This window comes from Staphylococcus agnetis (assembly GCF_002901865.1).
Taxonomy (GTDB): Bacteria; Bacillota; Bacilli; order Staphylococcales; family Staphylococcaceae; genus Staphylococcus; species Staphylococcus agnetis.
Window position 1 is genome coordinate 17,466 of the sequence record NZ_PPQF01000070.1, and the last position, 11,267, is coordinate 28,732.

Consider the following 11,267-nt stretch of genomic DNA (forward strand, 5'->3'; position numbering starts at 1 on the left):
CCCTCCTATAAATACGATGACGTTGCAACAATCATGACGCGTCCCTCACTATGATGTTCATTGATGAGTTGATGTTGTTTAGTTGCTTTAAAATATAAGGCATCCCCTTTTGACGCTTTATACTTTTCATTCCCTAATTTGAGCGTGACACTCCCACGCATACAATAAACAAAAGTATCTGAATATGAAGGCTCAAATAATTTGTATGACGCATGTGGTTGAAGTGTTAAAATTAACGGTTCCATTTCAAAATCATTTGATGTTTTAACAGGCCATTGTAAAAAATACCCTTTATCATACTCATCATAAGTGAGTTGTTCAGATTTAGGATAGTGAATTTTATCAACTTGTTTTTTGTCGAAAAATTCAGCTGGTGTCGTGCCTAACACTTCTAATAAATTTAAAAATGTCTCCATACTCGGCGATGTTTTGTCACTTTCTATTTGTGAGATATATCCTTTAGATAAATCTGTACGTTCTCCTAATTCTTCTTGCGTTAAATTTTTGAGTAGCCTTAACGTTTTAAGTTTTTGACCTATATCCATCATTAACTCCTAAAAAAAGCTGTAATTTGTTTACTTTTACTAAACATAAAGTTTAATGCCTAATAAAAATACCAAACTACAGCTCAAATTACAATAGGTTTTTTAATTGTCATATAATTTGCTTTTTTCTGGATGATTTTTAGCTTCTTTCATCACTCTATAGCTATCGTAACCACTCTCAGATTTAAATGTGTTAAATATATTTTTTTCGTCCGCTTTACCAGGTACTACCTTTTTAAAGGCTTGGTATCGCGTCATCAAGACCTCTCGATTAATAGAGGACTCATAATATGCTTCAATCGCATTAAAGAATGATATCACTTGTACCATTTCTTCTTGAGACCAATCCACATCTATTGGATATTGGTAATCCATATACATCCCTCCTTCATCAAAATATAAGAAAAAGAGCAAGGACACGCAACATGTCCTTACCCTTAAATGTATTATTTATTATTACATTGTATGAATTGGTAATCCAATTGCTTTTTCAGCAGCTTCCATGCTCATTTCACCTAAAGTTGGGTGCGCATGCACTGTTAAAGCGATATCTTCAGCGTTCATACCAGCTTCAATCGCTAAACCTAATTCAGCAATGACATCAGATGCACTTGTACCAACAACTTGAGCACCAATTAGAGTGTCATCTTCTTTAAGTGTAATTAACTTAACGAAACCAGTTGTATCATCTAATGATAATGCACGGCCGTTTGCTTGGTATGGGAATTTAGAAGCTTTGTATTCAATGCCTTCTTCTTTAGCTTGAGCTTCAGTGTAACCCACTTGTGCAAGTTCTGGTTCAGTGAAACATACAGCTGGCATACCGATATAATCTACTTCAGAATTGTGTCCAGCAATTGCTTCTGCAGCAATTTTAGCTTCATAGCTTGCTTTATGTGCAAGAGGTAAACCTGGTACGATATCACCAATTGCATAGATACTATCTACTGATGTACGGCTTTGTTTGTCAACATCAATTAAACCACGATCAGTTAATTTAACGCCAACTTCTTCTAAACCTAATTCATCAGTGTTAGGACGACGACCTACTGTTACTAATACGTAATCCGCTTCGATTGTTTTTTCTTCACCTTTAACTTCATACGTTACTTTAACACCATTGTCTGTTTCTTCAGCAGATTTTGCTAAAGCTTCCGTTTCAATCGTCATACCTTTAGCTTTCATACCTTTTTTAACAGGTTGTGTCATTTGTTTTTCGAAACCGCCTAAGATGTCTTTCGCACCTTCAAGGATAGTAACTTCTGTACCAAAGTTAGCATACGCAGTACCAAGTTCTGAACCAATATAACCGCCACCAACGACAACTAATTTTTTAGGTACTTCTTTAAGGTTTAATGCACCTGTAGAATCTAAGATGCGACCACCAAATTTGAAATTAGGGATTTCAATTGGGCGAGAACCTGTAGCAATAATTGCATTTTTGAAGTTGTACGTTTGCGCACTTTTATCATCCATCACACGTAAGCTATTTTTGTCTACGAAATAAGCTTCACCTTTAACGATTTCTACTTTGTTACCTTTTAATAAAGCTTCAACACCGCTCGTTAATTTATTAACGACAGAACCTTTAAAAGATTGTACTTTATCGAAATCTAAAGATACGTTTTCAGCAGTGACACCAAGGTCAGCACCATGTTGTGCTTGTTCAAAACGGTGTGATACGTTTAATAATGCTTTTGAAGGAATACAACCTACGTTTAAGCAAACGCCACCTAAATTACCTTTTTCAACGATTGTAACTTTTTGACCAAGTTGTGCTGCACGAATTGCTGCTACATATCCACCTGGACCTGCCCCGATAACAATAGTATCTGTTTCAATTGGAAAATCTCCGACTACCATATTTTACCCCTCCATTAATAATAATTCTGGATTGTTAAGTAAACGCTTGATGTGGTTCATTGCGTTTTGACCAGTTGCACCGTCAATTTGTCTATGGTCAAAGCTTAACGATAATGCTAATACTGGTGCTGCTACAATTTCACCATCTTTTACGATTGGTTTTTGAGCAATACGGCCAATACCTAAAATCGCAACTTCAGGATGGTTAATAACTGGTGTGAACCATTGACCACCTGCAGAACCGATATTACTGATTGTACATGTTGCACCTTTCATTTCATCAGAAGTTAATTTACCGTCACGTGCTTTAACCGCAAGTTCATTAATTTCATCAGAAATTTGGAAGATAGATTTACGATCTGCATGTTTTACAACAGGTACTAATAAGCCTCTGTCTGTATCTGCAGCGATACCAATATTCCAATAGTGTTTGTGTACAACTTCGCCTGCTTCTTCATTGAATGAAGTGTTAAGCGCTGGGTATTTTTTAAGTGCTGACACTAATGCTTTAACAACATATGGTAAGAATGTTAATTTCGTACCTTGTTCAGCTGCGATTTCTTTAAACTTCTTACGGTGATCCCATAATTGTTGAACATCGATTTCATCCATTAATGTTACGTGAGGTGCTGTATGTTTAGAGTTAACCATAGCTTTAGCAATTGCCTTACGCATTGCAGGAATTTTTTCAGTTGTTTCTGGGAAGTCACCTGCTGGCGCTGCTGTAGGTGCTGCAGTTGCTTCTTGAGTAGTTTCAGCTGGTGCTGACGCTTCTTCTTGAGCTGGTGCAGCTTGTCCGCCACCATTTAAGTATGCATCCACATCTTCTTTTGTAATTCTACCATTTTTACCTGTGCCATTAACAGCTTTAATGTTTACATTGTTGTCACGTGCAAACTTGCGCACTGAAGGCATTGCTTTAACATGTCTGTTTTCGTCAACTTCTTCATTAGCTGCTGGTTGTTGAGGCGTTTCTTCTTTAGCTTCCTCTTTTACTTCTTCTTTGCTGTCACTTGAGCTATCGTCATCATGACCGCCTTTAAATTGCATTTCTTCAGCATCTGGTGCATCAATTTTAACAATTGTATCACCTACAACTGCCACTGTACCTTCTTCAACAAGAACTTCTTCAACTTTCCCTGAAACAGGTGAAGGGATTTCAACGACAGATTTATCGTTTTGAACTTCACATAGTACATCGTCTTCTTCGATTTGATCTCCAGCTTTTACAAACCACTTTACAATTTCACCTTCGTGGATACCTTCACCAATATCTGGTAATTTAAATTCAAATGCCACGTTGTTTCCTCCTAATTAATCGTTTTAGATTGATAAGTTATAACGGAATAAAGGAATGTTAGTGACGGAAGATGTCATAGAAATCGTGTTCTGCACTGTTATGCTCTACATTCAATCTGTGTTTATCATCTATAATAAAGTTACCTAAAATATAACTTTTCGCCTCTAACCATTCCTATATACCCTTTTGATGACTCGTTTAAGTTAATTAAAATTCAAGAGTTTCTTTTGCTTTTTCGATGATGTCGTTTTTGTTTGGTAACCAAACGTTTTCAGCTTGTGTAAATGGATAGATCGTATCCGGTGCTGAAACACGTCCGATTGGTGCCTCTAATGAAAGTACAGCGCGCTCTGATAATTCAGATACTACGTTTGCACCCACACCCGCTTGTTTTTGAGCTTCTTGAACGACTACCACACGGCCTGTTTTTTCAGTTGATTTAACAATTGTATCAATGTCAAGTGGTTGAACCGTACGTAAGTCGATTACTTCAACTGAGTGACCTTCTTTTTCAAGTTCTTCAGCTGCTTTTAATGATTCTTGAACCATTGCACCGTAAGTGATGATTGTTAAATCTGAACCTTCACGTTTAACGTTCGCTTTACCAATTTCAATTGTGTACTCTTCTTCAGGTACTTCTTCACGGAATGAACGATATAATTTCATATGCTCTAAGTACACAACTGGGTCGTTGCTACGAATACTTTCGATTAATAAACCTTTAGCATCATATGGACCAGAAGGAATAACGACTTTTAAACCTGGTGATTGCGCTAAAAGACCTTCTAAGTTATCAGCGTGTAATTCTGGTGTATGAACACCACCACCAAATGGTGCACGAACTGTCACAGGCGCAATTTTAGAGTTACCTGAACGGAAACGATGACGTGCGATTTGACCAGCGATTGAGTCAAATACTTCAAATACGAAACCTAAGAATTGTACTTCCATAATTGGACGGTAACCTTGTGTTGATAAACCTAATGCTAGACCACCGATACCTGATTCTGCTAAAGGTGTGTCGAATACACGGTCTTCACCGAATTCTTTTTGTAATCCTTCAGTTACACGGAATACACCACCATTAACACCTACGTCCTCACCAAAAATCAAAGTGTTTTCGTCATTTTTAAGTTCAGTTGCTAGCGCATTGTTAATCGCTTGAACCATTGTCATTTGTGCCATGGCTTACTTCGACTCCTTCTCTTTGTAAATTTCATATTGTTCTTTAAGGTTATATGGCATGTCTTCATACATGATTTCCATTAATGAAGTTACAGATTGTTTTTCAATACCATCTGCTTCTTTAATAGCTGCTTTGATTTCATCTTTAGCTTGCTCGATAACTTCGTTTTCTTTGTCTTCTGACCATAAACCTTTATTTTCTAAGAACTTTCTGAAACGTACGAGTGGGTCTTTTTTCTCCCATTCAGAGTCTTCATCAGAAGTTCTATATTTCGTTGGATCGTCACCAGCCATTGTATGTGGACCATAACGATAAGTCATTGTTTCAATTAGAGTTGGACCTTCGCCTCTAACTGCACGATCACGTGCTTCTTTAGTAGCTTGGTATACCGCTAATGCGTCCATACCATCTACTTGAATACCAGGGATACCTGCAGCAACAGCTTTTTGTGCTAATGTTTGCGCTGCTGTTTGTTTATCACGTGGTGTAGAAATCGCATAGTTATTATTTTGAATAACGAAGATTGCAGGTACTTTGTATGCTGATGCAAAGTTGATACCTTCATAGAAGTCACCTTGTGAAGAACCACCATCACCTGTATACGTAATCGCAACTGCATCTTTACCACGTTTTTTAAGACCTAATGCCACACCAGCAGTTTGAATGTATTGTGCACCGATGATGATTTGTGGGCTCAATGCATTCACGCCTTCAGGGAATTGGTTCCCAACAAAGTGTCCACGTGAGAATAAAAATGCTTTAGTTAATGGTAAACCATGCCAAATTAATTGTGGCACATCACGGTAACCTGGAAGAATGAAGTCTTCTTTTTCTAATGCATATTGAGAAGCAAGTTGAGATGCTTCTTGACCAGCAGTAGGCGCATAGAAACCTAAACGTCCTTGTCTATTTAAAGAAATAGAACGTTGGTCAAGGATACGCGTCCATACCATTCTTCTCATTAATTCAACTAATTGCTCATCTGATAAATCTGGCAACAAATCTTCATTAGTTACATTTCCATCTGCATCTAAGATTTGAACCATTTCAAATTTTGATTCAGTATCTTTCAATACTTGTTCAGCATCGAATTGGGCTTTTAACTTAGCCATTCAATTCACCATACCTTTCCCGTTTTTATATATTTCATCTTTACATAGTTTAACACATTTCATAAGAGCTGTTAAACAGTTTTACACAAGTTCTGTAACAGTTGATAGCATTACAGCGAGCGCAACTGTTATACTAAAATTATAAAACTGTTATACTCTTAAGAGTTGGAAATCTCGTCAATATCACGTTTTTCTTTTTGTACATTTCTGAGTGACTTCGCATATTTGTCAACTTTATTTTTTAATTGTTTTTGTGCTTCTACAATTGATTTTGATTTTTTATCAACTTCATCTTGCGTACCAGACTGACCTGAAAAATACGTGAACAAGTCTTTTTCTTTATTTACTAAATCTTGATAACCTTTTGTGAAGTCAGCGTGATTTTGATATTTCGTGTCGAGTGCTTTAACGAATTCGTCGTATTGCTTTTTCTTATCTTTGTCTTCTATTTTATTAACTTCACTTTTAACTTTTTCGAATTCTTTTTTAGAATTTTTTACTGCATTTTCTTCTTGTTTAATAGTTTTATTTCTTTCTTCTGTATTTTTCAATACTTTTTTAAGATCGTCTTGAAGCGCAGCAGGATTTTTCCCAGTAAACCCTTTTGTGATTTTTTCTTTTTCTTGTTCTAGTTTATTTCTGTTTTGATTAATTTTTTCAAGGGGTTGCTCAGCTTTTTGCATTTTTTCAAGACCGTCATTAACATTTTTTATATGTTCTTTGTCATTATTACAAGCAGCCAATAATACAGTTGTTGCTAAAACAACACTTATCGTTTTCTTTATCTTCATAATCTAAACGTCCTCCTTCTATTCAATGGTAATGGTAATGAAATCATTTGGATAAATCAAACATTATTATTATGACTCGCATATACTTATCTGATATATTATTGTTTAAGGAAGGTGTCAAATATGCTAACAATGAAAGATATTATCCGCGATGGACATCCAACGCTTCGTCAAAGAGCAGAAGAAGTTACATTCCCTTTATCTGCTGAAGACAAAGAAACCTTTTTAGCTATGCAAACATTTTTACGCAATAGCCAAGACCCGGAAATCTCAGAAAAATATCAATTACGCAGTGGGGTTGGCTTAGCTGCACCACAAATCAATGTGCCGAAACGTGCATTTGCGATATATCTACCTGATGATGGTAACGGTAAATCTTATGACATGATAGTGATTAACCCTAAAATCGTTAGTCACAGTGTCCAAGAAGGTTATTTACCTACTGGTGAAGGTTGTTTAAGCGTTGACGAAGATGTACCTGGACTTGTTCATCGTCATTATAGAATTAAAATTAAGGCATTCGATATGGATGGCAATGAATTTAGTTTACGTTTAAAAGGCTATCCAGCAATTGTCTTTCAACATGAACTCGATCATTTAAATGGGGTGATGTTTTTCGATCACATTGATGATCAAAATCCACTTCAACCTCATGCAAATGCGGTCGAAGTATAATGAAACACCTAAGAAGTTGTACGTGATGTACCTTCTTAGGTGTTTTACTTTTTACATAAATTCATCTCTACGTTCAGTATAGCTCACATTTAATGATTTAAGCTCCGCTTTTATGTGCTCAAACGTTTCAACATCTAATATTTCAGGATCATGGTCATGTTTAATATAATGATGATTGTGCGTTAAAGGACTCGGTTCGTTATATTCAAAAAACATTGTTACTTCATTTTCTCTAACTTCAAAATTAATACTCTTTAATGTTTTATCTTCACGCTTTAACTCTTTTTTAAGTTCTTCAATTATGCGGGTATCATTTTTCATTACGCTCACCTATTTTCATTTAAGTACAAGCAATTCATGGAAAGATGCTTACTATAAATGTAGTTTATCACAAACTGCTTTATTTATCTGATTACATAAGGTAAAATAAATACTAACTAGGTCATTGAACGTTGACATTATACATTTAAAATATAGAACGTATGCTTCAATATTTTAGAGTTGTTATCATTCGAATTGAAAACGTATGGTGCATACGTTAATGTAATTCTATGTCAAAGTTACCTTTTCTGCGTAGATACAATCCTATACCCTAATATGATTTATCCCACGCATCGATCGGATTTAAATAATACATATGCAAGTAACTAAGTCTATGAATGTATGGATTGAATGAAGTCTATCTTTACGATTTTACTTATTCAGTTCATGTTTTTTATTTTTACATTAAAACACTTAGATTCATGCATCATAAATATATATTTGCAAATTCTAGGAGGAAATATTATATGGCAATTTTTAAAGTATTTTATCAACATAATCGTGACGAAGTGATTGTTCGCGAAAATACACAAACGATTTATGTTGAAGCAGAAACAGAAGAACAAGTAAGACGTTATTTAAAAGAACGTCATTACAATATCGAATTCATAACTAAATTAGAGGGCGCACATTTAGAATATGAAGAAAAGTCAGAGCATTTCAACGTGGAGCGCGCTGAGTAATGAAGCAACTTCATAAAAACGAAGTGGGAGTATATGCACTTGGTGGTTTAGGTGAGATTGGTAAAAACACTTATGCTGTTGAGTACAAAGATGAAATCGTCATCATTGATGCAGGAATTAAGTTCCCCGATGATAACCTATTAGGTATTGACTATGTCATTCCTGATTATTCTTACCTTGAACAAAACCAAGATAAAATTGTTGGTTTGTTTATTACACATGGTCATGAAGATCACATTGGTGGTGTGCCCTACCTGCTTAAAAAAATCAATGTTCCTATTTATGGCGGCCCACTTGCACTCGGTTTAATCCGTAATAAGCTTGAAGAACATCATCTACTGCGCACAGCATCTTTAAATGAAATTGATGAAGATTCAGTCATCACATCAAAGCATTTTGAAATCAGCTTTTACCTCACAACTCACAGCATACCTGAAACGTACGGTGTAATTGTAGATACACCAGAAGGTAAAATTGTTCATACAGGAGATTTTAAATTCGACTTTACACCTGTAGGCGCTCCAGCAAACATTGCAAAAATGGCACGTCTTGGAGATGAAGGCGTACTATGTTTGTTGTCAGATTCTACAAATTCACTTGTTCCAGACTTTACATTAAGTGAACGTGAAGTAGGTCAAAATGTCGATAAAATTTTCAGGGGTTGTACTGGACGTATTATCTTCGCAACTTTTGCTTCAAATATTTACCGTGTTCAACAAGCTGTTGAAGCTGCCGTTAAATATAATCGCAAAATCGTTACTTTTGGACGTTCAATGGAAAACAATATTAAAATCGGGACAGAGCTTGGTTACATTAAAGCTCCGCCTGAAACTTTTGTAGAACCAAATAAAATTAATAGCATCCCTAAACATGAATTATTAATTTTATGTACAGGCTCTCAAGGTGAACCGATGGCTGCACTTTCACGTATTGCCAATGGAACACATAAGCAAATTAAAATCATTCCTGAAGACACTGTTGTTTTTAGTTCTTCACCGATTCCTGGTAATACAAAAAGCATTAACCGTACAATTAATGCATTGTATCAAGCTGGTGCTGAAGTGATTCACAATAAGATTTCAAACATTCATACGTCAGGTCACGGCTCTCAAGGTGATCAACAATTAATGTTACGTTTAATTCGTCCTAAATACTTCCTACCTATTCACGGGGAGTATCGTATGTTAAAAGCGCATGGACAAACAGGTGTTGATTGTGGTGTAGCTGAAGATAACGTCTTCATTCATGATATCGGAGATGTATTAGCTTTAACGCGCGATTCTGCACGTACTGCTGGACGTATTCCATCTGGTAATATATTAGTAGATGGTAGCGGTATTGGTGATATCGGAAATGTCGTGATTCGAGATCGTAAATTATTATCAGAAGAAGGTTTAGTCATTGTCGTTGTGAGTATTGACTTCAAAACGAATCAATTGCTTTCAGGCCCAGATATTATTTCTCGTGGTTTCGTTTATATGCGTGAATCTGGTCAATTGATTTACGATGCGCAACGTAAAATTAAAAAAGATGTCATTTATAAATTAAATAACAACGACAATATCCAATGGCATCAAATCAAATCATCCATCATCGAAACATTACAACCGTATTTATATGAGAAAACAGCACGTAAACCGATGATTTTACCAGTCATTATGAAAGTCAATGAAGACAAATAAATAGGTTCAAATCAAAACCACCCGCTTTCACGGGTGGTTTTTTGCGACTGAAATCCTCTGACTGGCTACCCCTTATTAAAGTAGTGAGACTGTACGACTTTCTCAGACTCACTTAATACAAGCGCTAATTTTTCTCATTCTCAGACTAAAAAATTTGACGTTTAATCAAGCGGTTTTATCACAAGCGGATTGATCAAGTTAGTATACGACTCATACAAACTATCATCAGTAAAATGAACTGCGTTTTTTTACATTTTTTATTAAACCTTTTCGGGCATACCTTTAAACTAATCGTTCATAAATATAGAGATTGATTACCTGTAAATCACTTTGATTTATCGGGTATCAATCTCTGCCATTCATACTTTATTTTTCTCTCTCAACTTCATCTATCATCAGTTTAATCATTTTTCTGTTATAACGTGTATTTCAATCATTGCTTGTTCAAAATTAGTTTGATAAAAATATGCTAAACATCATAAAACTTTAATATCGAAAGTGATATTTTTGAGATCTTCGGTATTAATTTCCACATTTTCTCTACCACTTTGTAACGCTTTATGTGTTTCAAGGGTATATCTATCGCCAGATTTTGTATGGATGACAATATCACCTTTCGGAAGTTTATCACCTAAATACAAACCGTAAGACACATGCGCATACCTTCCAATATGATCCAACTCTTTAAGTGTAATTTTCCCTTTATTTAATGTGACATTACGCTTAGGCGTGTATGTTGTACCATTAAAAAGGTAAGTGCCGTTAATATTTAAACGCACTTCATTTGATTTCAAAGGTGCATTTGAGTATGCCCAAATTTTTAAGTTCCCTTTTTTATCACCTATTTGAGATTTACTATATCTATCATATAACGATTTAACCGCTGCCGCTTCATTTAGCGAATGTACTCCTTGCACTTCAGGCGTCGCTGCGTGAGTTGTATTTGAAATACTGCCTAAAGCAGCTGTTCCTGTAAATCCAGTTAAAATAATTCCTGCCATCGTAAGTTTTGTTAAGCATTTTAAAGGCATCATTATCTCTCTCCTATCTTAGTTGAATCCAGTTTTTTAAACTGCACATCATGATGTATGTTTATTATATAACTAAAA

The 11,267-nt window shown here is 35.5% G+C and carries 12 protein-coding genes; 3 read left to right on the forward strand and 9 right to left on the reverse strand.

All coding sequences use genetic code 11. From position 1 onward, the window contains the following. Positions 1-5: 5 nt before the first annotated feature. The 7 genes from CD172_RS10185 to CD172_RS10215 form a co-directional block, all read right to left on the reverse strand. Positions 6-545 (reverse strand): helix-turn-helix domain-containing protein, encoded by a 540-nt coding sequence (locus tag CD172_RS10185; RefSeq protein WP_037566057.1) that lies wholly within the window; start codon positions 543-545, stop codon positions 6-8. Between the two features lie 102 nt (positions 546-647). After that, on the reverse strand, positions 648-920 hold the full coding sequence (locus CD172_RS10190) for a UPF0223 family protein (protein WP_037566055.1): 273 nt from the start codon (positions 918-920) through the stop codon (positions 648-650). Positions 921-1,001: 81 nt separating this feature from the next. Then, positions 1,002-2,408 carry a dihydrolipoyl dehydrogenase gene (lpdA, locus tag CD172_RS10195; protein ID WP_037566053.1) on the reverse strand — a complete coding sequence of 469 codons (1,407 nt, stop codon included), beginning with the start codon at positions 2,406-2,408 and terminating at the stop codon, positions 1,002-1,004. 3 nt (positions 2,409-2,411) lie between these two features. After that, positions 2,412-3,707: a dihydrolipoamide acetyltransferase family protein gene (locus tag CD172_RS10200; protein WP_103346287.1), complete on the reverse strand. Its 1,296-nt coding sequence runs from the start codon at positions 3,705-3,707 to the stop codon at positions 2,412-2,414. Between the two features lie 208 nt (positions 3,708-3,915). Beyond that, positions 3,916-4,893: an alpha-ketoacid dehydrogenase subunit beta gene (locus CD172_RS10205; protein ID WP_037566049.1), complete on the reverse strand. Its 978-nt coding sequence runs from the start codon at positions 4,891-4,893 to the stop codon at positions 3,916-3,918. Positions 4,894-4,896: 3 nt separating this feature from the next. Beyond that, complete coding sequence (gene pdhA / locus CD172_RS10210) at positions 4,897-6,006, reverse strand: pyruvate dehydrogenase (acetyl-transferring) E1 component subunit alpha (RefSeq protein ID WP_037566047.1); 1,110 nt, start codon at positions 6,004-6,006, stop codon at positions 4,897-4,899. A 158-nt stretch (positions 6,007-6,164) separates the two neighbouring features. Continuing rightward, positions 6,165-6,797 carry a YkyA family protein gene (locus CD172_RS10215; protein ID WP_103346288.1) on the reverse strand — a complete coding sequence of 211 codons (633 nt, stop codon included), beginning with the start codon at positions 6,795-6,797 and terminating at the stop codon, positions 6,165-6,167. A 123-nt stretch (positions 6,798-6,920) separates the two neighbouring features. On the opposite strand from CD172_RS10215, the gene def reads away from it, so the two are divergent. Continuing rightward, positions 6,921-7,472: a peptide deformylase gene (gene def / locus CD172_RS10220; protein WP_060550805.1), complete on the forward strand. Its 552-nt coding sequence runs from the start codon at positions 6,921-6,923 to the stop codon at positions 7,470-7,472. A gap of 51 nt (positions 7,473-7,523) precedes the next feature. On the opposite strand, the gene CD172_RS10225 is transcribed toward def, so the two are convergent. After that, complete coding sequence (locus CD172_RS10225) at positions 7,524-7,793, reverse strand: hypothetical protein (protein ID WP_037566041.1); 270 nt, start codon at positions 7,791-7,793, stop codon at positions 7,524-7,526. Positions 7,794-8,260: 467 nt separating this feature from the next. Here CD172_RS10225 and CD172_RS10230 point away from each other — a divergent pair, with 467 nt between their 5' ends. Further along, the gene (locus CD172_RS10230; RefSeq protein ID WP_037566038.1) at positions 8,261-8,476 is read left to right on the forward strand and encodes a DNA-dependent RNA polymerase subunit epsilon; all 216 of its coding nucleotides are present in this window, start codon (positions 8,261-8,263) and stop codon (positions 8,474-8,476) included. Next, positions 8,476-10,158, forward strand: coding sequence for a ribonuclease J1 (gene rnjA, locus CD172_RS10235; RefSeq protein WP_037566035.1), 1,683 nt, complete (start codon positions 8,476-8,478; stop codon positions 10,156-10,158). The genes CD172_RS10230 and rnjA overlap by 1 nt, the downstream gene beginning before the upstream one ends. Positions 10,159-10,634: 476 nt before the next feature. On the opposite strand, the gene selX is transcribed toward rnjA, so the two are convergent. Next, positions 10,635-11,192 (reverse strand): enterotoxin-like toxin X, encoded by a 558-nt coding sequence (gene selX / locus CD172_RS10240; RefSeq protein ID WP_103346289.1) that lies wholly within the window; start codon positions 11,190-11,192, stop codon positions 10,635-10,637. Between the last annotated feature and the right edge of the window lie 75 nt (positions 11,193-11,267).

What these genes read in the sequence shown, in the direction of transcription:
- CD172_RS10185 (WP_037566057.1), bottom strand. Translation starts at nt 545, where the DNA reads ATGGATATAGGTCAAAAACTTAAAACGTTAAGGCTACTCAAAAATTTA.
- CD172_RS10190 (WP_037566055.1), bottom strand. Translation starts at nt 920, where the DNA reads ATGGATTACCAATATCCAATAGATGTGGATTGGTCTCAAGAAGAAATG.
- lpdA (WP_037566053.1), bottom strand. Translation starts at nt 2,408, where the DNA reads ATGGTAGTCGGAGATTTTCCAATTGAAACAGATACTATTGTTATCGGG.
- CD172_RS10205 (WP_037566049.1), bottom strand. Translation starts at nt 4,893, where the DNA reads ATGGCACAAATGACAATGGTTCAAGCGATTAACAATGCGCTAGCAACT.
- pdhA (WP_037566047.1), bottom strand. Translation starts at nt 6,006, where the DNA reads ATGGCTAAGTTAAAAGCCCAATTCGATGCTGAACAAGTATTGAAAGAT.
- CD172_RS10215 (WP_103346288.1), bottom strand. Translation starts at nt 6,797, where the DNA reads ATGAAGATAAAGAAAACGATAAGTGTTGTTTTAGCAACAACTGTATTA.
- def (WP_060550805.1), top strand. Translation starts at nt 6,921, where the DNA reads ATGCTAACAATGAAAGATATTATCCGCGATGGACATCCAACGCTTCGT.
- CD172_RS10225 (WP_037566041.1), bottom strand. Translation starts at nt 7,793, where the DNA reads ATGAAAAATGATACCCGCATAATTGAAGAACTTAAAAAAGAGTTAAAG.
- CD172_RS10230 (WP_037566038.1), top strand. Translation starts at nt 8,261, where the DNA reads ATGGCAATTTTTAAAGTATTTTATCAACATAATCGTGACGAAGTGATT.
- rnjA (WP_037566035.1), top strand. Translation starts at nt 8,476, where the DNA reads ATGAAGCAACTTCATAAAAACGAAGTGGGAGTATATGCACTTGGTGGT.
- selX (WP_103346289.1), bottom strand. Translation starts at nt 11,192, where the DNA reads ATGATGCCTTTAAAATGCTTAACAAAACTTACGATGGCAGGAATTATT.